The organism is Vibrio sp. B181a, from assembly GCF_030248375.1.
Taxonomy (GTDB): Bacteria; Pseudomonadota; Gammaproteobacteria; order Enterobacterales; family Vibrionaceae; genus Vibrio; species Vibrio campbellii.
In genome coordinates this window covers 140,194-160,219 of the sequence record NZ_JAHGAD010000019.1, presented here as the reverse complement: position 1 = coordinate 160,219, position 20,026 = coordinate 140,194, and the positions used below count along the sequence as shown (strand labels likewise).

19 protein-coding genes are annotated in these 20,026 nt (G+C 47.3%); 7 read left to right on the top strand and 12 right to left on the bottom strand.

Features of this window, described 5'->3' with window-relative positions; translation table 11 throughout:
- Positions 1-88: 88 nt before the first annotated feature.
- From KIO97_RS09065 to KIO97_RS09045, 5 genes are all read right to left on the bottom strand, one after another.
- Positions 89-2,245, bottom strand: coding sequence for a c-type cytochrome (locus tag KIO97_RS09065; protein WP_285382085.1), 2,157 nt, complete (start codon positions 2,243-2,245; stop codon positions 89-91).
- Positions 2,242-2,853 (bottom strand): cbb3-type cytochrome c oxidase subunit II, encoded by a 612-nt coding sequence (locus KIO97_RS09060; protein WP_038892584.1) that lies wholly within the window; start codon positions 2,851-2,853, stop codon positions 2,242-2,244. Before KIO97_RS09060 ends, KIO97_RS09065 begins: the two co-directional genes overlap by 4 nt.
- Before the next feature lies 1 nt (position 2,854).
- The gene (ccoN, locus tag KIO97_RS09055; protein ID WP_285382081.1) at positions 2,855-4,264 is read right to left on the bottom strand and encodes a cytochrome-c oxidase, cbb3-type subunit I; all 1,410 of its coding nucleotides are present in this window, start codon (positions 4,262-4,264) and stop codon (positions 2,855-2,857) included.
- A gap of 15 nt (positions 4,265-4,279) precedes the next feature.
- Positions 4,280-4,669: a cytochrome c gene (locus KIO97_RS09050; RefSeq protein WP_228174392.1), complete on the bottom strand. Its 390-nt coding sequence runs from the start codon at positions 4,667-4,669 to the stop codon at positions 4,280-4,282.
- Between the two features lie 385 nt (positions 4,670-5,054).
- The gene (locus tag KIO97_RS09045; protein ID WP_240306322.1) at positions 5,055-5,225 is read right to left on the bottom strand and encodes a hypothetical protein; all 171 of its coding nucleotides are present in this window, start codon (positions 5,223-5,225) and stop codon (positions 5,055-5,057) included.
- Between the two features lie 343 nt (positions 5,226-5,568).
- On the opposite strand from KIO97_RS09045, the gene KIO97_RS09040 reads away from it, so the two are divergent.
- Both KIO97_RS09040 and KIO97_RS09035 read left to right on the top strand, forming a co-directional pair.
- Positions 5,569-6,447: a DMT family transporter gene (locus KIO97_RS09040; RefSeq protein ID WP_038892580.1), complete on the top strand. Its 879-nt coding sequence runs from the start codon at positions 5,569-5,571 to the stop codon at positions 6,445-6,447.
- 351 nt (positions 6,448-6,798) lie between these two features.
- Positions 6,799-7,098 (top strand): hypothetical protein, encoded by a 300-nt coding sequence (locus KIO97_RS09035; protein ID WP_005532302.1) that lies wholly within the window; start codon positions 6,799-6,801, stop codon positions 7,096-7,098.
- A gap of 195 nt (positions 7,099-7,293) precedes the next feature.
- Here the strand turns inward: KIO97_RS09035 and KIO97_RS09030 are convergent, their stop codons facing one another.
- Positions 7,294-7,773 carry a hypothetical protein gene (locus KIO97_RS09030; protein ID WP_285382079.1) on the bottom strand — a complete coding sequence of 160 codons (480 nt, stop codon included), beginning with the start codon at positions 7,771-7,773 and terminating at the stop codon, positions 7,294-7,296.
- Positions 7,761-8,588 (bottom strand): winged helix-turn-helix domain-containing protein, encoded by an 828-nt coding sequence (locus KIO97_RS09025; protein ID WP_285382077.1) that lies wholly within the window; start codon positions 8,586-8,588, stop codon positions 7,761-7,763. Before KIO97_RS09025 ends, KIO97_RS09030 begins: the two co-directional genes overlap by 13 nt.
- 303 nt (positions 8,589-8,891) lie before the next feature.
- Here KIO97_RS09025 and KIO97_RS09020 point away from each other — a divergent pair, with 303 nt between their 5' ends.
- Positions 8,892-9,509 carry a porin family protein gene (locus tag KIO97_RS09020; protein ID WP_285382076.1) on the top strand — a complete coding sequence of 206 codons (618 nt, stop codon included), beginning with the start codon at positions 8,892-8,894 and terminating at the stop codon, positions 9,507-9,509.
- A gap of 97 nt (positions 9,510-9,606) precedes the next feature.
- Here the strand turns inward: KIO97_RS09020 and KIO97_RS09015 are convergent, their stop codons facing one another.
- The 5 genes from KIO97_RS09015 to KIO97_RS08995 form a co-directional block, all read right to left on the bottom strand.
- Positions 9,607-10,503 carry a hydroxymethylglutaryl-CoA lyase gene (locus tag KIO97_RS09015; protein WP_050906681.1) on the bottom strand — a complete coding sequence of 299 codons (897 nt, stop codon included), beginning with the start codon at positions 10,501-10,503 and terminating at the stop codon, positions 9,607-9,609.
- Complete coding sequence (locus tag KIO97_RS09010) at positions 10,500-11,345, bottom strand: enoyl-CoA hydratase/isomerase family protein (protein ID WP_005431580.1); 846 nt, start codon at positions 11,343-11,345, stop codon at positions 10,500-10,502. Before KIO97_RS09010 ends, KIO97_RS09015 begins: the two co-directional genes overlap by 4 nt.
- Positions 11,346-11,386: 41 nt before the next feature.
- Entirely contained in the window at positions 11,387-12,991 is a 1,605-nt protein-coding gene (locus KIO97_RS09005) for a carboxyl transferase domain-containing protein (protein ID WP_285382074.1), read from the bottom strand.
- 21 nt (positions 12,992-13,012) lie between these two features.
- Positions 13,013-14,182 carry an isovaleryl-CoA dehydrogenase gene (locus tag KIO97_RS09000; RefSeq protein WP_010451511.1) on the bottom strand — a complete coding sequence of 390 codons (1,170 nt, stop codon included), beginning with the start codon at positions 14,180-14,182 and terminating at the stop codon, positions 13,013-13,015.
- Positions 14,183-14,564: 382 nt separating this feature from the next.
- Positions 14,565-14,948 carry a MerR family DNA-binding transcriptional regulator gene (locus tag KIO97_RS08995; protein ID WP_005431432.1) on the bottom strand — a complete coding sequence of 128 codons (384 nt, stop codon included), beginning with the start codon at positions 14,946-14,948 and terminating at the stop codon, positions 14,565-14,567.
- 301 nt (positions 14,949-15,249) lie between these two features.
- On the opposite strand from KIO97_RS08995, the gene KIO97_RS08990 reads away from it, so the two are divergent.
- From KIO97_RS08990 to KIO97_RS08975, 4 genes are all read left to right on the top strand, one after another.
- Positions 15,250-16,461: an acetyl-CoA C-acyltransferase gene (locus KIO97_RS08990; protein ID WP_050905957.1), complete on the top strand. Its 1,212-nt coding sequence runs from the start codon at positions 15,250-15,252 to the stop codon at positions 16,459-16,461.
- A 36-nt stretch (positions 16,462-16,497) separates the two neighbouring features.
- On the top strand, positions 16,498-17,991 hold the full coding sequence (locus KIO97_RS08985; RefSeq protein WP_050905958.1) for a CoA-acylating methylmalonate-semialdehyde dehydrogenase: 1,494 nt from the start codon (positions 16,498-16,500) through the stop codon (positions 17,989-17,991).
- 17 nt (positions 17,992-18,008) lie between these two features.
- On the top strand, positions 18,009-19,163 hold the full coding sequence (locus tag KIO97_RS08980) for an acyl-CoA dehydrogenase family protein (RefSeq protein WP_285382070.1): 1,155 nt from the start codon (positions 18,009-18,011) through the stop codon (positions 19,161-19,163).
- 68 nt (positions 19,164-19,231) lie between these two features.
- Positions 19,232-20,020 carry an enoyl-CoA hydratase gene (locus KIO97_RS08975; RefSeq protein WP_050905430.1) on the top strand — a complete coding sequence of 263 codons (789 nt, stop codon included), beginning with the start codon at positions 19,232-19,234 and terminating at the stop codon, positions 20,018-20,020.
- The last annotated feature ends 6 nt before the right edge of the window (positions 20,021-20,026 follow it).

Sequence of the window (20,026 nt, the reverse complement as noted above, 5' to 3'; positions counted from 1 at the left end):
AAAATTTTGGGAACTAAGTCAAAGCCCTTTCCAACCGGAAAGGGCTTTTTTTATGTTTAACGAAACAACACGTTCTTTCGGTGCTGTGTTACTTGATGTGTATGTTGTTGTCGCGTCTGTCGTACATCTCCGGTGTGGTGTGCAGGCCGCCTGCGTAACCCGCTTCCTCCAAGGTTTCCCTCACATCACGAACGTCAGCTGCTGTGACTGGTGTTTGCTGGTCTCCAAGGTGTTTACGCACAAAGGTAATTAACTCTGCTAAACGTGCGTCGGAGAGGATGTCCTCAAAGCTCGCCATCGGCATGAAATTACGCTCTGGATCAATGTAGGTAGGTTGCAAGCCTCGCACAGTTACCGCAATGGTGTTGAACGGGTCGCTGTGCATGATGATGCCGTTATTTAGCAGTGTTGGCGCTATTGGATCTCGCCCTTTACCATCGTTGCCGTGACAAGCGCCACAAGTCTGTTTGTAGACAGTGTAGATTGGGTCTTGATAGGCGGCGTCATCGAACCCTTTAGGTTCTAGTGGTACAGCGTCGGCGGCAATAAAGTTGTTCACATCGCCACTGAGCAAGTAGTAGGACATGGATTCAATGTCTTCACGCGTCATTAAACTCAAGCTATTCTTCACGACATCCGCCATCCCGGCAAACGCGGTGCCTTTGTCTGAATGACCAGTGTGTAAGAAGTCGGTCAACGTCTTTTCATCCCAACCACCAACGTACAACTCTGTTGAGGTAATGTCAGGCGCATTCCAGCCGTCTATCAAGTTACCTTGGAAGATACGCTCAGGAATTAGGGCTTGAGCAATGTTGCGCGGTGTGTGGCACTCTGAGCAGTGTCCTAAGCCTGCTACCCAATATTTGCCTTTCTGCCACTTCTCAACATCTTCCACGTGTCCTTCAAGTTCTTGAGGCAAGCTGTAGTCGATTGGGTCGGTATCCATAAAGACAATATTCCAGCCCAGCAAACCAAGACGGATGTTAGATGGGAACATCATATGGTTTTCATCGTTACGACGAGCTACCGCAGGGATAGATTGCATGAATTCCCACAAATCCGTCATATCTTGTTCCGTGAGGTATTGATAAGACGTGTAGGGCATAGCAGGGTACAGGTAACCATGTTTGCCTTTCCCCTTCACAAGCGCATCTCGGAAGTCATCATAATCATACTCACCGATACCTGCGCTGGCATGGGGCGTGATATTAGTGGAGTAGATGGTGCCAAATGGGGTAACGAACGGCAGACCGCCCGCAAAAGGTTCTCCACCTTCAGCACTGTGACAAGCCACACAGTCCCCAGCATGGGCAAGGTACTCACCGCGTTTTACTGAATCAGCATTAAGCGCTGCGAGTTTCTGCTCTTGCTCTTCACCCGCTTTACGGATGTAGGCACCAAGTGCGAGGATTTCGTGCTCAGAAAGTTGGTTTTCAAACGCAGGCATTAAGTTGTTTAAGCCGTAATTGATGGTGTGTTGAATCTCCTCGATGCTCCCGCCATGTAGCCAGACACTGTCTGATAGATCAGGCACCCCCGTTTGTTGATTTGCTATAGAGCCGTCACCATGACATGACGAGCAATATTCGACGAACAAACTCTTACCTAATTCAACTTTCACTTCTGGCACGTCACTGTGGCGCTGATTAAGGGATGCAAGGTAATAGGCGACTTTGTCGACTTCGTCTTTCCTCATGACCTCTACCCAACCCGGCATGGCGCCGTTACGACCTTTGGCGATAGAGTGAATCAGAGCTTCGTCATCGCCGCCATACATCCATTCTTTATCGATCAGGTTAGGGAAGTGCTTTTGGCCCTGAGCGTTGTCTCGGTGACAAGCGGCGCAATGGGTTTGAAACAGGATTCGACCAGAGCGGACGATATCGTCGTTTTGTGCCAATGCGTCGAGCGACATGTCCGTAACTTGGCTAAATTGTTCATCAAGCGTCGTTGACGGTGCGCTGAGTTTATCGTCACTTTGATCGTAATTCGCCAAACCTTTCCATTCGCCCAAGCCCGGATATAACACTAGGTATCCTGCTGACAACAGAAAGGCGACCGCGTAACTGGCAAACAGTAACTTGGGTGGCGGTGCGTCTTTTTCATCAATGCCATCAAAGGAGGCGATGGTATGGTCTTGGTCTGCTTTATGGTTGCTACGCCAATATTTGACGATGACAGACACCATCAATATGAAGAAGACAATCGTGGCGGCAATTGCCCACCAGTTCCAGAATGTGCTCATTGTGCCACCTCCTGTGCTGTGTCTTGACCAAGGCTTTGAAGATAACGAATCAGAGCTTCCCCTTTGGTTTTACCGCGTATTTGTAATCGCGCGTCTGAGATCTCTTGGTCGGTGTAGGGCACGCCCAACGTACGGAGCGTTTCCATCTTGTTACCAATGGCGTTACCAGACAACGTCTGCTCAAACAACCAAGGATAAGCTGGCATGATGGATGTCGGAACGACTTGGCGTGGGTCGATAAGATGCAATACATGCCATTGGTCCGAATACTTACGTCCAAGATTGGTTAGGTCTGGGCCTGTGCGTTTGGAGCCCCACAAGTTAGGAAACTCGTAAATATCATCGGACTCTTGGTTAGCGCGTCCGTTACGTTTGATTTCGGGTTCTAGCGGGCGAACCATCTGCGTGTGGCACACATGGCAACCTTCGCTGATGTAGATATCGCGACCAGCAAGCTCCAACGCGGTTAACGGCTTCGCTAAACTGCCTTTGGCGATGTCGTCAGTACGCAGGATGTTAGGCACCACCCAAACTGCAAGAGAGAAGGAAGCCACAACAACGGTGGTGATGATCAAGATGATCACTGAATGCGTAAAGTCTTTGCTCATCTTATGCCTCCTTCGCGACTAGTACAGACGGAGAGCTTACGGTCTTGTACAAGTTGAATGCCATCAGGAACAAGCCGAGTACAAAGAGTGCACCACCAAAGAAGCGCAAGAACAACCATGGTGCTTTAAAGTTCATGGCTTCGATAAAGCTGTATACCAGCTCACCATTCTCGTTCTGAGTGAGCCACATGTAGCCTTCACCAATACCGGCCACCCAAAGTGCGATGGCATAAATGGCAACACCTGCATGGGCAAGCCAGAAGTGCCATTTGATCAGTCGCTTCGACCACAGTTCCGTTTTGTTCCACAAACGTGGGATGAAGTAGTAGAACACCGCAATGCCAGACATGCCCACCCAGCCTAATGCGCCCGAATGAACGTGACCTATCACCCATTCGGTGTTGTGCGCCAACATGTTGAACCAGCGAATGGCAAGCAGAGGCCCTTCGAAGGTGGCTAAGCAGTAGTAAAGGATTGCTGAGAAGAAGAACAAGCAAATATAGTCAGATTTGAGCTTCTCTTTGTTTTGCAGCAGCGTCATCGCGCTGTTGAACGCGCCAGCCCAAGATGGCAGCCAAAGAATGAGTGACATGATGATGCCGATGTTTTGCACCCAAACCGGTACCGAAGAGTAAACCAAGTGGTGCGTACCCGCCCAAGTGTAAAACCCAACCAAGCCCCAAAAATGGATTACAGACAAACGATAAGAGTAGATAGGGCGATCAGCGGCTTTAGGAATGAAGTAATAGTTCATCCCAATCACACCCGCAGTCAGCAAAAACCCTACCGCGTTATGACCCCACCACCATTGGACAATGGCATCTTGTGCACCAGCAAAGACGGAATAGGATTTCATCAGTGAGACGGGCATTGCGAGATTGTTCACGACGAAGATCATCGCAATCACGATAATAAAGGCGGCAAAGAACCAGTTTGCTACAAAGATATGGTCTACTTTGCGCTTGGCAATCGTGCCAAAGAACAGCACGGCATAAAGCACCCATACCAAGACGATTAAGACGTCGATTGGCCATTCCAACTCCGCATACTCTTTTGATGTCGTATAGCCTGCGGGCAGGGTAATAAGCGCCAGGAATAGAACGAGTTGCCATCCCCAGAACACCATCCACGACAAGCTCTGGTTGAACAAATTACAACGGCCAGTACGCAGGGCAATATATAGCGAAGTACCCATTAAAATGTTTACGACAAAGCCGTATATCACGCCAGATGTGTGTAGAGGTCTCAGACGACCGAATTGGAAATATTGCGAATCAAAGTTCAGAATGGGCCAGTACAACTGCGCCGCTAGAATGACACCGATGATCATCCCCGCAATCGCCCAAACCAACGATGCCAACACAAAATACTTCACAACTTGAGTGTTGTATTGAGTAGTTGTTTGTTCCATAAGAACGCTCCTCGTTTAAGGCTGGGGCTCGTTATCTGACGGTGAATGTTCGGTCCCTAACTGCGAATAATAGTGCGCAATGTCTTCTATATCTTGGTCAGACAGTGCGTCGGCTTGCTGCTGCATGAGTACCGCCAACCCACTAGTCCGCTCCCGCGCTTTGTAATCTTTCAAAGAAGAGATCAGGTAACTTTTTTTCTGGCCGCGTAGGTTTGGATAGGCGTCGATGGTAGAGATGCCGTCAGCACCGTGACATGTCATACATACTTTCGCTTTCTCTTTACCAACCTCAAATTGCTCGTCGACTTTGGCGTCAGATGCGAAAGTGAAAGGAGAGAAGCACATCGTGGCGAGGAGAGTCGCCTTTATACCTGTGCTCATGAAATGCGTGTTCTTTAATCTCATCACTGTTTCCCTAGTAAATTGAATGCGTTTTTCACTAACTTGGGCTATGAAAGCCAGCGCTTCGCTCTTGTTTGTGAGGTGAATGAACTGGCATGTTTCTTATATTTGTAAGTTAAAGAGTAAGCAGGTACTGGCAATATCGCTATGTACAAGCCGATTTAGTTATGAATTTTATTAGTAATACGTGCTGGCACAACGGATTGGACAAAATCAGCGCCAATAAAACTAAAGTGAAAATAGATGCTTAGCTTTTGGCGTTTGAAAAATGGTGGGTTTTGTATGATTTGTTCGTCTTTGGGGTGTTTTAAAAAGAACAGTAGAAATTGAAAACCGCTCATGGTTTTAAGCAAGAGCGGTTAGAGAATAAGAGAGCTTGGGAAACAAACTATCGACCGCGATAGATCATCATGTCATAGATGTGCGTGACAGAAATTGGGTCGGCCTCGAGGTAACTTAAGCGTAGGGAAGTGACAAGATTAAACAGGGAGCCCAGTGCGATTGGCGCGATGATAAGTAGGGCTATCAGAATGAAAAAGAGTACGGTTGAATGTCTCATAAAGCACCTCCTGACGTCTGTTTTACTTCGTTGTTATTATAGCATTTTGCTCTCAATTTAGATTGAGGTTATTCCTTACTTTATTTGAGTTTTTGCCTAAGAGTTCGGCGGGTGTTTTGATGGCATCACGTCATGAAATAATGACAGAGTTTCACAGTAATTTCCTCGATGAGAGCTAAGTCACAATGTATACTGTGAGCGTTTCGCAAACGTTAGCACTCCCCAGTTTTAGTACACATTCAGTCCAGCATTTGCGATAAAAATACAACCAGCTACCACGTATTAAAATCAATGATATATAAACCCTGAAGATTCCGTCGTCGGGTATTTTTTGTGAGTAATTATGCTTAACTCAGAACGCAAAGCTGCATTCGTGCTCGTCGCAACTACGATGATCGCGGCTCTAGGGTGGATTTTCTCTAAAGAAACCATTCAAGGTCTACCACCATTCGGATTCATCGGTCTGCGATTTACCATCGCTTCTCTATGCTTACTGCCTTTATGCATTAAGCCGCTTCGTGCCGCTAATAAGAAAGATATCTTTGCGGCTGCGGGAGTTGGCGTGCTTTTAGGTGGCGCATTAATGTGCTGGATCTACGCGATTTCTATCAGTGACACGCTGGGCGAGGGCGCATTCATCATGAGTCTTTCGATGCTGTTTGTGCCAATCGTTGCTTGGGTAATGTTCCGTCAAAGACCACAACGAATTTTCTGGATCTCTCTGCCAATCGCGATTCTAGGCTTGGGGTGTTTGTCTTTGGCTGGTGGCTGGCAACAATCTACCAGTCAACTTTGGTTTTTGGGTGCAGCTTTGATGCTCGCTTTGCACTTCAACGTCAATAGTAAGTACTCGCAGAAATTGCCGGTATTGTTGCTAACGTGTATTCAGCTGTTTATCACGGGTTTGATAGGTTTACTGATTTCATCTTTAGTGGAAACGGTGCCTGAAGAAGTGTCGACTTCTATCTGGATTTGGTTTGCTCTTAGTACGCTTTTGGCAACGAGCTTACGCTATGTGATGCAAACCATGGGACAGAAGTTTGTTCAAGCGGGCAACGCAGCGCTGATTATGATTCTCGAACCCGTGTGGACTGTGATACTCAGTGTGCTTTGGTACGGTGAGGTTTTGACTGCTAATAAGTTGGTTGGTTGTGCACTTATCTTGTTTTCATTGGTGATATACCGAACTGGCGGCAAACTCCGTTTTCCAAAACGTGCTTAGTTCAACTCACTTTATAGAGCTAACTAAATAACTATCGTTGGCTCTGCTTTTCTAGTCTCTCTTGGTTAATTTACAGGTATGAATGCGAAGTTGTTCACAGAAGTAGAACGTGAATTACGTGCTCAAACTTGCAACTTACCTATTTTGAAATTCACATTGCTTAAAAAACACTCTCTTTTCCGATAGGTATCGTGTATTCGTCATTTCGACTCGTCAGATTCGCCTTATATTTCGTCATTATGCATCAAGGTACGATTGCGTTAGGGTCGATTTGCCTAAAATGGCAGGTTGCACTTGGTGCGATCGCTAAACCTATGATTATTAAAAACGAATATTTAGGGAGTTCATGCGATGAGTTATGAATTTGACGACAGTGATCAAAGAACACGTTTCGACAAAAGTAAGCACGTTTCTGTGAGTCCGAGTAGCATGCGGAAATACCATGATTGGCGCAGATTGATCGTTGATCAAAACTACTCGCCGAAAGACGCGGCATCTGCTGTGGGGGATTCCCATTATGAGCAGTTGAAAGGGAAGAAGTTTGAAACCTATCCAATTTATTCGATACGCTTGAATCAAACGGACCGAGTAACCTTTATCTACCCGTCATCAAACAGCATTAAGATCATCAATATTGGTGGCCATTATTGATGCATCTCGCTTGGGCAGAAGTCTGTTTTTCGGGCTTGAATAAGCGTCCAATTAAGAACTTCTGCCTGCGCTTTGATTAAGTCGCCATTATCACCTCAGAGAGGCGTGCCTTTCGTGGTTGGCTAGCTGATTTAACTCTTACTGTACATCCGTCCGGTTGGCCGAGCTCCTCCAAACGCAACCTTGCATCGATTCCTAAACCTTGTGGCAGGCAATGTTCACATCTTCGCTTTCGTTTGTGTTAAAGAAGAAGAGACGCTCATCTTGGGTAAAGTAATTTAAATCAGACTCAAAACCGACCAAGCTGTCTTTATCCCTGGTAAATAAGGGAGACTCGGTTGGAGTCAGGTTCCAATCGACACTATTAAACTTTTGCTGGATTCGCTGTCCATTGACTTCATTTGTCGCTGTGAGCACCAGTTCGAAAGGTTCTTTCAATCCCGACTTATGATTGAGCATGCCTGACTGGTAGTAAATCACACTGGTATTGGAAGGAAAGTAGATGGTCGTATACTCTTCGATGCTTTGATATTGGCGATACGCTGCTGAAGTAAATCCCGCTTTTGTTTCTGAACAACGCCATCGGGTGCCACTAAAATCGTAAGTTTCAAATTGCCAGCAATAAATGGCAAAGGTAGTTGTAATCGCTGCAAACACCACCGCTAAAATGCGCATATCGCCTCCTTGCTAGAGTATGAGTCGGCAATATATTCGCCCAATTGTTCTCTCTGAACATTAAAGTGCCGATACATATGGTTTTTATTCCCATCCGTTTTTTGCAACCAAATAGTCAAAGCGACCATATTTGCCTCATAGATCGAAGGGAAAAGGCGTATGTACACGTCTGCATTACATTGCGCTTGGGGTAATTTATTCAGTAGCAGTTTTAAATTGTCGGCCGAAATAAACCCTGGAGTGGCGTCATGTAAATAGATGTTGGTTTGTCCGACGACAAGGTGTTTATAGTTGTCTTTTTTTATATAGCTTGGCTTCTCGAAAAGTGGTTTTAAGTTTAGAAGGGTGAACAAAGCTACAACGGTGCCTACAACATAAACCGCAGCTAGAAGGATAGTACTGGTTTTCTGTCGCATTGGATTGGTGAGGCTTACTTCATCGCTCTGATTATCGCAGACAGTTTCTGAGCCAGTTTCTTCAATTTGAGGTACTGGTTGCGTGATGGCCTTAATGGATTCGGCCTGAATAAAATAACCGACTTTACTGATGGTTTTGATTTCAGCGTTTTGGGCTTTTAAAGAAAGCAGGTTACGACGTAGGCCAGAAACCACGTTGGTTAATGCTTGATCGGTCACGACCAACCCTTCCCAGCAGGTCTTGAAAAGCTCTTCTCGGGATACTGGTCCACTTTTTTGCAGCAGCAGTAAAAGAACCTCATAAGGAAGAGGCCTGAGAACGACTTTATTTCCGTTTTGATTACGTAACGTCCTTGTTGCACATTCTAAAGTTAAGTTCGAAAACTGGATCGATTTCATTGCTAAATTGGCTTTTTAGAAGGCAACTTCTATCTCGTTAGGTGAGATTAAAAAGTTATGGGAACCTAAATTTATTTTGAAAGCGGCACAGTCTACCGAGATTAATTTATAAATCAAGTTGGCAGTTTAAATGAAAATAAATCATTAAAAATCAGGGTTTTGATATTTTTCATGGCTTTTTACGCCTTACTTTAAGTAAGGGCATAAATATAAATGTGAAAACAATTTGATTTCTGTTTAGTTATTTAAGGGGTGAGATTTTAGAGTGTGCCGACTCAAACAACACGGCAAAGATAATTCAAAATGAAAAAGGTTTTTCTTCTTACTGCACTGGTTTCTAGTTTTGCATCGGCTAACGATATGAGTGGCTTTTATCTTGGTGCGGGCATCGGTAATACCGATTTTGATGACGCAGGCTACATCAATGATTTTAGTCATGCGGTTGCTCGACATACAGGTACAAGCGTTCCTCTAACTTCAGATTCGGATGGCTCTGCATACAAGTTGATTGCTGGTTATCAAATCAACCGCATTGTTGCTATTGAAGCACAATACACTAAGTATGCGGATTCTGATGTTAAGGTGCAGAATATTTCGGCTTTAAAGCTAAGCCACGATACGTTTACCGTAGCCGCAAATGTAGGTTACACGTTCGACAACGGCTTACGCCCATTTGCAACGCTTGGTTTAGGTTCAATCAGCTACGAAGTAAAAGAAAACGTCACAGGCAACAACTTTAAGGAAAGCGAGAGTGGCGGCACGGTTCGTTTAGGTGTTGGCTTGGAGTATGCGCCGGTAATGCTAGGTGGTCTTGCATTCCGTGCAGGTTATGAAGTTGACCATTACACGCTAGAAACTGCATTTAAAGATTATGACCAGTCGGTTGGTTCTTGGTACGTTGGTTCTACTTACAAGTTTTAACGCCTTTTTGTCTAAAACTCATCGTACTTAAAAATGACAAAGCTGCCTTGTTAAGCAAGGCAGCTTTTTGTTTTACAACGAACTTCTTAATTTATGATTAACGTTGCTTTATTGCCATCGATACCTTGGAAGTAGGTTGACGGTTTAACTCTTCACTGATCATCCATCCGGCTTTGGCGAGCAACTCCAAATCTACTCCGGTCTCGATTCCTAAACCTTGGCAAAGGTAGAGCACATCTTCGGTGGCTACATTACCCGATGCGCCATGAGCGTAAGGACAGCCCCCAAGTCCAGCCACACTACTATCGACGGTATGGACACCCATTGTTAAGGCTTGGTAGATATTTGCTAACGCTTGTCCCCACGTATCGTGAAAATGCACAGCGAGCTTATGGGTTGGGACTTTCACTAGTACGGCTTCTAACATTTTAGCGATGCGCATAGGCGTGCCTGTACCTATGGTGTCTCCAAGTGAAACCTCATAGCAGCCTAATTCCATCAGCAGGTTAGCGACTCTTGCCACTTGTTCTGGTTTGGTTGATCCATCGTAAGGGCAGTCTGCCACGCAAGATAAGTAGCCCCGAACGGGAATGTTATGGGTTACTGCCAATTCCATTACCGGCTCAAAGCGGGTGAGGCTTTCCGCAATCGAGCAATTGATGTTGTGTCGGCAAAAGCCCTCCGATGAGGAGGTGAAGATAGCAACGTGGGTAGCTCCAGCTTCTAGCGCTTTTTCAAAGCCTTGCACATTAGGCGTTAGTGCTGAGTAGATGACGTTGTGGCGGCGGGTGATTTTCTTCATCACATCGAGTGAATCCGCCATTTGAGGTACCCATTTAGGCGACACAAAAGAGCCTGCCTCAATATGGGTGAGCCCTGTATCCGAGAGCAGGTCGATTAAGCGGATCTTGGCTTGCGTGGACACTTGCGATTCGTTTTGTAATCCGTCTCTCGCACCCACTTCGACAATATTTACCTTGTTTGGCAAATTCATTTCTTGCCCTTAGCTGGCTTGTTTATCCAACCCGGTTCTCGTTTCTCCAGAAAGGCTTGTAAGCCGTCTTGTCCTTGCGGTGATACGCGAATATCGGCGATCAGTTGGCTCGTGTATTGGATAAGCTGACCATCAATCGGATTTTGGTGGCATTGATGGCATAACGCTTTGGCTTTTCGCATTGCATCTGGGCTATTGAGCAGCAAAGAATCAATCAAACTTTCTACCACGGCTTCGATTTTATCCAGCTTATGAACCTCATGCACAAGGCCAAACTTTTCTGCTTTGGCGGCGTTAATCACTTCGGCACTGAGTATGTAACGACGAGCTTGACGGTTTCCCATAGCACGCATGACATAAGGAGAGATAGTTGCCGGAACCAGCCCTAGCTTGACTTCACTCAAGCAGAACTTCGCATTCTCCGCCGCGACGGCAATATCACAACAACAGATTAAGCCCAATGCGCCACCAAATGCGGAACCCTGCACAACCGCAATGGTAGGCTGAGGGAAAGCGTCCAGTGTATGCATCAGACGAGCGAGGTTCTGTGCGTCTTCAAGGTTTTGCTTTCTGGTGCTGTTTGCCATGGATTTCATCCAATTTAAATCAGCCCCGGACGAGAAATGTTTGCCGTTTCCTCGAAGCACTAAGCATCGAACATCGGTGCGTAAAGCGAGGTAATCCAGCCTATGGATCAGTAAATCAATCATACAGGCATCAAACGCATTGTGCTTCTCTGTACGATTGAGCGTTAGCGTTGCGACGCCGAATTCATCGACGTTCCAAAGTACTTCATCTTGTCGCTTTGTATTGGGGATGATACTCGGTTGATGATCCTGCATGTGACGTCCTTTCTTCTCTAGATTTCTACATTGCTACATTGCTACATTCTGAATATGCCAAAGTTGCTGTCAGGAATTGGAGCATTGAGCGATGCTCTTAACGCTTGAGCTAACACCTGACGCGTTTCTTTCGGGTCGATGATGCCGTCATCCCACAAACGTGCGCTGGCGTAGTAGGGATGCCCCTGAGATTCATACAAGTCTACGATAGAATCTCGGAATGCACTTTCTTCTGGTTCTGGCCAGTCTTCACCTTGGCGCTTTTTCACTTCTCGCCGTACTTGAGTGAGCACGCCCGCGGCTTGTTCTCCGCCCATTACCGAGATTCGTGCGTTCGGCCACATCCACATCATGGTTGGGTCATAAGCGCGACCGCACATGCCGTAGTTGCCTGCGCCGTAAGAGCCGCCAATAATCACGGTGAACTTGGCTACGTCCGCACAGGCGACTGCCATCACCAGTTTCGCGCCGTGTTTGGCAATGCCTTCCGCTTCAAGCTTTTTGCCGACCATAAAACCAGTGATGTTTTGCAAAAAGAGTAGGGGAATTTTGCGTTTGGCACACAGCTCAATAAAGTGCGCGCCTTTCTGTGAGGACTCTGAAAACAAGATGCCGTTGTTTGCCACAATGCCAATCAAATTGCCGTGGATTCGAGCGAAACCGCACACTAAAGTCTTGCCATAAAGTGCCTTGAATTCATCGAAGTCTGAGTCGTCGACCACGCGAGCGATGATCTCTCGAACATCAAAAGATAAGCGAAGGTTCGCATTGACGATGCCGTATATCTCTTCGGCGTCGTAACGCGGTGGCAAGACGGTTTTGTCGCTTTGAACGGGGAGTGATTGATTAGTATTTGAGATGGCTTCACGCGCAAGTTGTAATGCGTGCTGGTCATTTTCTGCATAGTAATCGGCAACGCCAGACTTGCGACAGTGCACATCGGCACCGCCAAGTTCTTCATCGGTGACAATTTCACCCGTAGCGGCTTTTACTAGCGGTGGACCTGCCAAGAAGATGGTGCCTTGTTCTTTAACCATAATGGAAACGTCCGACATGGCTGGTACATAAGCGCCACCAGCGGTACAAAGCCCCATCACCACTGCAACTTGAGGAATGCCCTGGGCCGACATTCTGGCTTGATTGAAGAAGATGCGTCCGAAGTGCTCTTTGTCAGCAAACACTTCTGCTTGGTGAGGGAGGTTCGCCCCCCCAGAATCCACCAGATAGACGCAAGGCAGTTGGCAACGTTGGGCGATCTCTTGAGCGCGCAGATGTTTTTTCACCGTGAGTGGGTAATAGGTGCCGCCTTTCACTGAAGGGTCGTTGGCGATTACCATGCATTGAATGCCTTCAATGGTGCCAATACCCGCAACGACACCTGCGCAAGGTATCGACTCTTCATAGACATTCCACGCTGCGAATTGTCCGACTTCAAGAAACTCGCTGCCTTCATCCAAAAGATGCATGATGCGCTCACGAACGGGCAGCTTTCCTTTCAGGCGTTGGCGGTCGATAGCTTTCTGTCCGCCACCCTGTTTGATGGCTTTGATATTGGCATTGAGGTTGTTCACCAACTCGGTCATGACCGCTTTGTTCGACAAGAACAGCTCGTCGGTTGGCTTGGTTTTACTTTTAATGATTGCCATTGTGACTTCCTTGTCGGTGGTTTAGCGAGACTCTTCGAACAGCTCTCGTCCAATTAACATGCGGCGAATTTCAGAGGTGCCAGCGCCAATCTCATACAGTTTGGCGTCGCGTAGCAAGCGCCCGGTCGCGTATTCGTTGATGTAGCCATTACCGCCCAACAGCTGAATAGCATCGAGGGACATTTGCGTGGCGAGCTCGGCGCTGTAAAGGATCACGCCAGCGGCATCTTTACGTGTGCATTCACCTCGGTCGCACGCGGCAGCGACGGTATAAACGTAAGCTTTGGCGGCGTTCATGCGTGAATACATGTCAGCAAGCTTTCCTTGTACCAGTTGGAACTCACCAATGGATTTGCCGAACTGTTTGCGGTCATGCACATACGGAACCACTTCGTCCATGCAGGCTTGCATGATGCCAAGCGGGCCGGCGGCTAGTACCACGCGTTCGTAATCTAAGCCACTCATTAACACTTCAACACCACGGTTTAATTCACCCAACACATTTTCTTTAGGCACGACACAATCTTGGAACACTAATTCACAGGTGTTGGAGCCGCGCATACCAAGTTTGTCGAGCTTCTGTGCATGGCTAAAGCCTTCAAACTCTCGCTCAATAATGAAAGCGGTGATACCACGAGAGCCGCCATTGGGATCGGTTTTCGCGTAGACCACTAAGGTGTCGGCATCGGGCCCGTTGGTGATCCACATTTTGTTGCCGTTCATTAAAAAGTGGTCGCCTTTATCTTCTGCACGAAGCTGCATGCTAACCACGTCAGAACCTGAGTTCGGCTCACTCATGGCTAGTGCGCCAACGTGAGAACCATCGATGAGTTTAGGTAAGTATTTTTCTCGTTGAGCAGGGGAGCCATTGCGAAAGATTTGGTTAACACAAAGGTTGGAATGTGCGCCGTAACTGAGCGCGACAGACGCCGAAGCTCGGCTGATCTCTTCCATCGCAACAACATGAGCAAGGTAGCCCATGCCTGCACCACCAAACTCTTCGTCGACGGTCACGCCGAGCAAACCCATTTCACCAAACTTGGACCACAAATGATTAGGGAATTGGTTGTCGCGGTCGATATCTGAGGCGATAGGGGCGATATGCTCGGTGGCAAACGCGTTGACGTGGTCTCGGAGCATATCGATGGTTTCACCAAGCCCAAAGTTGAGTGGGGTGTAGCTGCTTTTCATAACATTTCCCTGTTGCGAGTACTGCGGTTTTTAGGGTCTGTTGATCTTTCGCGGTTAAATTTTATTCGAGATAAAATCGTTTTAGGGGAGGCAAGGAGTGTGTCGCCTAGTCATTCTAAGCAAATACTCCTTAACAAAGCATAAAACGATTTTAGCCGAACCCTTTGGGCAGCGTTTGTTGGTCATTTCTACTTCGTTATCGACTTCTCATGTAGGCTAACTACACATCAAAGTCTCTGCCTAGTATAAATGCCCAACAATTCGCTGCAAAAATCAGCTCGAAAGGTCAACAGACCCTAGTACAAATAAGGTTCGAGTTACACTGCTTGGGCTTGGAAATTATGGTTATTCTTGTTTGTTTTTATTGCTCACTAATTTAGAGCTATTGGCTGTTGGTTTTATTGTTGCTCAGCGCTTGTTTACATCGCTCTTTGGCGGTTTCTAGCTCGTTCATCACGACGCTAATGTCGTCAAGTTGTTGCTGTAAGTGTGCTTGTTTTTCATCAATGATGGTCAACATTTTGAGCAGTTGCCCATCGCTTTGCTGGGTATCGTACAGCTCGAACAATTCTCGAATTTCTGCAAGTGAAAAGCCCAATCGCTTGCCACGTAAAATCAGCTTGAGGCGAATCTTATCTCTGCGTTGATATACGCGAATATTGCCTTTTCGTTCTGGCTCTATCAGCCCGACATCTTCGTAAAAACGAATGCTTCGGGTGGTAATGTCGAACTCCTTGGCGAGGTCACTAATCTTGTATTTATCCACTCGGCTTGTCCCTCTGAGTAAAAGTTTTGGCTTCTTAAAATCCCGTCATGCTTTTATCTGAAAGGCCTAGTATCGGTCTGCGCACAAAACAGGAGAAAAAATTATGTTGTTATTAATGTGTTTCTTTACGTTTACGTAAATGTTAGTGCTATGCTTACGTAAACGTCAAGGAATCACAGTGCGAAAATTCATTGCTTTATGAGAGGCTGGAGTGACAACACACTTCGTGTGAATGCTCCGTGGTAGCAGGTGTGAAGGATGAGTTGTTGAACTGTGAGTTATCGTCAAAAGGGACGAAATCATGGGAAACGACATCTGGATTGTCAGTGCAAAGCGAACGCCAATTGGGCGTTTTCAAGGTCAATTACAAGGATATTCAGCGCCTCAATTAGGGGCATTTGCCATCAAATCGGCAGTGGGTGCGAGCGGGATTAGCCAAGTCGATGAAGTCTATATGGGCTGCGTATTACCAGCAGGGTGCGGGCAAGCTCCAGCCAGGCAAGCGGCGCTAGGTGCAGATCTTCCGCTAACCACAGGCTGTACCACCATCAACAAAGTATGTGGCTCGGGAATGAAGAGCGTCATGCTGGCTCACGATCTCATCAAAGCGGGTAGTATTCGAAGTGCTATTGCTGGTGGGATGGAAAGCATGACCAACGCACCGTATCTGCTCAAAGAAGCACGCAACGGCATGCGAATGGGTCATCAATCTACCTACGATCACATGTTCCTCGACGGTCTTCAAGACGCGTATGAAGGGCATTTGATGGGAGTCTATGCGCAGCAAACGGCTGACCGTTCTGAGTTTACCCGTGAGCAAATGGATGAATGGGCGATCCTATCCGCGACAAGAGCCCTGGAAGCACAAGAACAACACTTGTTTGATGATGAAATTTCGCCAATAGAAATCACGACACGTCATAACACTTCAATTTTGGATTACGACGAGCATCCTCGCTCGATTAAGCTCGACAAGATCCCTCAACTCAAACCTGCTTTTGATAAGAATGGCTCAGTGACCGCAGCAAACTCTAGTGCGATTTCTGATGGGGCTGCGGCGTTAGTATTGGTGGATTCTCAAGTCGCACAGCATCAAGGGTTAGCGCCATTAGCAATCATCAAAGGGCACTCAACCCACGCCAGAAAGCCTGCTGAATTTACCCTCGCACCTGTCTTTGCAATAGAGCAGTTGTTATCTCAACTCGATTGGTCAGTAGACGAGGTTGATCTTTGGGAGATCAACGAAGCGTTCGCCGTTGTTACGCAAATTGCGGTACGCCAATTGGGCATCGATAAAGGCAAAGTAAATATCAAAGGTGGGGCGTGTGCACTCGGGCATCCAATTGGTGCAAGTGGTGCTCGTATTTTGGTGACTCTCATTCATAGTCTACGCCAACTGCAAACGCTTGGTGTAGATGGTGACAACAACAATAAAAAGGTGATGCGAGGTGTTGCATCACTGTGTATCGGTGGTGGTGAAGCCACTGCCATTGGTATCGAGATACCGCTTTAAATTCAATTATCAAATAACGTAAAGAAGGACTAGATTATGACTCGCACGGTTCCCTTATTCATCGATGGTGAGTTTCGTGAATCTCAAGCAACGGATTGGGTAGAAGTCACAAACCCTGCTACCAACGACGTGATTGCGCGCTTGCCGTGCGCAACGGATGAAGAGATGCACGCGGCAATTGAAAGTGCAAAATCCACCTTTACCTGTTGGAAAGATGTCGCGGTTTCTGAACGCGCGCGCTTGATGTTGCGCTATCAACATCTACTGAAAGAACATCACGATGAACTGGCGACGCTACTTTCTCACGAAACAGGCAAGATCTTTGCGGATGCCAAAGGGGACGTATGGCGTGGTATTGAAGTTGTCGAGCAAGCTGCCAATATTGCCAGCAACATGATGGGAGAAACCGTCGAGAACGTTGCGACTGATATCGACAGTTATTCGCTGATTCAACCGCTTGGGGTGTGCTGCGGTATTACGCCGTTTAACTTCCCAGCCATGATCCCTTTGTGGATGTTCCCAATTGCGATTGCGAGCGGTAATACCTTTGTCCTCAAACCTTCTGAGCAAGTACCGCTAACGTCCATTCGCTTGGCTGAATTGTTTGAAGAAGCGGGTGCACCAAAAGGTGTGCTACAAATCGTGCATGGTCGTAAAGAGCAGGTTGATTTGCTGCTGAAACATCCCGATATCCAAGCCGTTTCTTTCGTAGGCTCAGTGCCCGTAGCGCAATATATCTACACCACAGGCACGCAGAACTTCAAACGCGTTCAAGCCTTTGCTGGCGCGAAAAATCACATGGTGATCATGCCAGATGCGAACAAAAACCAAGTGGTGAACAACTTAGTTGGCTCTTCGGTTGGTGCGGCAGGGCAACGTTGTATGGCGATATCTGTCGCTGTGTTTGTAGGCAGTTCGAAAGAGTGGATTGCCGATTTAAAACAAGAAATGGCGAAAGTGCATCCTGGCGCCTGGGATGACGAGAATGCAGCGTATGGTCCTTTGATCAGTGCACAAGCAAAACAGCGTGTGCTCGGTTTGATTGAAGAAGGTAAACAACAAGGGGCGGTGTGTGAACTTGATGGTAGCCAATGTGAAGTGGAAGGTTTCCCTGAAGGTAACTGGGTCGGTCCAACTTTATTCAGTGGCGTCACTACTGAAATGTCGATTTATACCCAAGAAATCTTCGGACCTGTTTTGGTGTGTATTGAGGTAGACACATTACAAGAAGCGATAGATCTGGTGAATCGCAATCCATACGGCAACGGTACTTCCATCTTCACTGCGAATGGTGCGGCGGCGAGAAAGTATCAACATGAGATTCAAGTCGGTCAGGTAGGTGTGAACGTGCCGATTCCAGTGCCTTTGCCATTCTTCTCGTTCACTGGGTGGCGCGGCAGCTTTTACGGAGATTTGCACGCCTATGGCAAACAAGCGGTGCGTTTCTACACAGAGACCAAAACCGTGACGGCTCGTTGGTTTGATGATGATATCCCAACCGGTCCAAACCTGACTATTAACTTGCGCTAACGAAGTAAGGAGCTCATATGGATTTTGAACTCAACGAAGATCAACGTATGTTTGCTGACACGGCTCAGCAGTTTGCGGCAGAGCGTTTAGCGCCAATGGCAGCAGAGTGGGATGAAAAACAAATCTTCCCCAAAGACATTCTACGAGAGGCAGGAGAGCTTGGCTTCTTGAGCCTCTACACCCCAGAAGAGCAAGGCGGTTTGGACTTAAGCCGTTTGGATGCATCCATTATTTTTGAGCAGCTCTCTATGGGGTGCACATCGACCACCGCGTTTATGACCATTCACAACATGGTGACTTGGATGGTCGCGAGCTTTGCTACCGATGAAGTTAAAGACGCGTTCTGCCCCAAACTTATTACGGGTGACTTTCTCGGTTCTTACTGTTTAACCGAGCCAAACGCAGGTTCGGACGCGGCGTCTCTAACGACTTCTGCGACCAAGCAAGGTGATAACTACATGCTCAACGGCGGCAAAACCTTTATCTCTGGCGCAGGCGATACCGACGTTTTAGTCGTGATGGCGAGAACCGGGGATGCGGGCGCGAAAGGTGTATCCGCGTTTGTTGTCCCCGCCGATGCAGACGGTATTAGCTACGGACGTAAAGAGCCGAAAATGGGTTGGAACAGTCAGCCAACGCGCGCGGTGACTTTCGACAATGTTTCTATTCCTGCGTCACATTTGCTCGGTGAAGAGGGGCAAGGGTTTGTGTTCGCCATGAAAGGTTTGGATGGCGGGCGCATCAACATTGCGACCTGTTCTGTCGGTACGGCTCAGCAAGCGTTAAATCAAGCGGCGCAGTACATGCAAGAACGTAAACAGTTCGGCAAATCATTAGCTCAATTCCAAGCATTGCAGTTCAAACTGGCAGACATGGCAACCGAGCTTGTCGCTGCACGCCAACTGGTGCGGTACGCCGCTAGCAAGTTAGACCGAGGTGACCCAGATGCCACGACTTATTGTGCCATGGCAAAACGCTTTGCAACCGATGTCGGCTTTCAAGTCTGTGATCAAGCGCTGCAACTTTACGGTGGCTATGGTTACATCAAAGAATACCCAATGGAACGCTATTTCCGTGATGTTCGAGTGCACCAAATCTTGGAAGGCACCAATGAGATCATGCGTTTGATCATCGCACGTCGATTGCTCGCAGAGGAGTCGGCATTGTTATAGACGCAACGCCAAGCTCTGCTTTTATTCATAAAACTCAGGTCATTTTCATCAAGAAAGGATTCAGAGATATGTCATTACCAGAACAACAAGCGATTCAACACACCATCAGCAATCACGTTGCGGTGGTGACCATGAACAACCCGCCCGCCAATACTTGGACGTCAGAAAGTTTAACGGCATTAAAGGAATTGGTGCTGGCGTTAAACGACAACAAAGACGTTTACGCCCTTGTGCTAACGGGGAATGGAGAGAAGTTTTTCTCGGCGGGAGCAGACCTCAAGTTGTTTGCCGATGGCGATAAAGCGGTTGCGTTAGAGATGGCGCGGATCTTTGGTGAAGCCTTTGAAACGCTGTCTGCATTTCGAGGGGTTTCCATCGCGGCCATCAACGGCTACGCCATGGGAGGCGGATTAGAAGTCGCGTTGGCGTGTGATATTCGTGTGGTAGAAGAGCAAGCCGTACTGGCACTACCAGAGGCGAAAGTGGGCTTACTGCCTTGTGCTGGTGGTACGCAAAACCTAACCGCATTGGTCGGTGAAGGTTGGGCGAAACGCATCATATTGTGTGGTGAGCAAGTCGGTGCCGCGCAAGCACGAGAACTCGGGCTAGTGGAAGAAGTGGTGGCAAAAGGCGGAGCGCTTAATAAAGCCATTGAGCTTGCAGAGTCAGTTGCTAATCAATCGCCGTCTTCGGTAACCGCATGTAAAACGCTTATCCAAAACATGCGTTCAGCGCCACTCAACCATGGTCTGATTAAAGAGCGAGAACTGTTTCTAAACTTATTCGATACCGAAGATCAAACCGAGGGGGTTCGTGCCTTCTTGGAAAAACGTAAACCCAACTGGAAGAATCAATAGGAGGTC

Bases quoted from the DNA above. Each gene is read 5' to 3' on its own strand.
- KIO97_RS09065 (WP_285382085.1), bottom strand. From the start codon at position 2,245: ATGAGCACATTCTGGAACTGGTGGGCAATTGCCGCCACGATTGTCTTC.
- KIO97_RS09060 (WP_038892584.1), bottom strand. From the start codon at position 2,853: ATGAGCAAAGACTTTACGCATTCAGTGATCATCTTGATCATCACCACC.
- ccoN (WP_285382081.1), bottom strand. From the start codon at position 4,264: ATGGAACAAACAACTACTCAATACAACACTCAAGTTGTGAAGTATTTT.
- KIO97_RS09050 (WP_228174392.1), bottom strand. From the start codon at position 4,669: ATGAGATTAAAGAACACGCATTTCATGAGCACAGGTATAAAGGCGACT.
- KIO97_RS09045 (WP_240306322.1), bottom strand. From the start codon at position 5,225: ATGAGACATTCAACCGTACTCTTTTTCATTCTGATAGCCCTACTTATC.
- KIO97_RS09040 (WP_038892580.1), top strand. From the start codon at position 5,569: ATGCTTAACTCAGAACGCAAAGCTGCATTCGTGCTCGTCGCAACTACG.
- KIO97_RS09035 (WP_005532302.1), top strand. From the start codon at position 6,799: ATGAGTTATGAATTTGACGACAGTGATCAAAGAACACGTTTCGACAAA.
- KIO97_RS09030 (WP_285382079.1), bottom strand. From the start codon at position 7,773: ATGCGCATTTTAGCGGTGGTGTTTGCAGCGATTACAACTACCTTTGCC.
- KIO97_RS09025 (WP_285382077.1), bottom strand. From the start codon at position 8,588: ATGAAATCGATCCAGTTTTCGAACTTAACTTTAGAATGTGCAACAAGG.
- KIO97_RS09020 (WP_285382076.1), top strand. From the start codon at position 8,892: ATGAAAAAGGTTTTTCTTCTTACTGCACTGGTTTCTAGTTTTGCATCG.
- KIO97_RS09015 (WP_050906681.1), bottom strand. From the start codon at position 10,503: ATGAATTTGCCAAACAAGGTAAATATTGTCGAAGTGGGTGCGAGAGAC.
- KIO97_RS09010 (WP_005431580.1), bottom strand. From the start codon at position 11,345: ATGCAGGATCATCAACCGAGTATCATCCCCAATACAAAGCGACAAGAT.
- KIO97_RS09005 (WP_285382074.1), bottom strand. From the start codon at position 12,991: ATGGCAATCATTAAAAGTAAAACCAAGCCAACCGACGAGCTGTTCTTG.
- KIO97_RS09000 (WP_010451511.1), bottom strand. From the start codon at position 14,182: ATGAAAAGCAGCTACACCCCACTCAACTTTGGGCTTGGTGAAACCATC.
- KIO97_RS08990 (WP_050905957.1), top strand. From the start codon at position 15,250: ATGGGAAACGACATCTGGATTGTCAGTGCAAAGCGAACGCCAATTGGG.
- KIO97_RS08985 (WP_050905958.1), top strand. From the start codon at position 16,498: ATGACTCGCACGGTTCCCTTATTCATCGATGGTGAGTTTCGTGAATCT.
- KIO97_RS08980 (WP_285382070.1), top strand. From the start codon at position 18,009: ATGGATTTTGAACTCAACGAAGATCAACGTATGTTTGCTGACACGGCT.
- KIO97_RS08975 (WP_050905430.1), top strand. From the start codon at position 19,232: ATGTCATTACCAGAACAACAAGCGATTCAACACACCATCAGCAATCAC.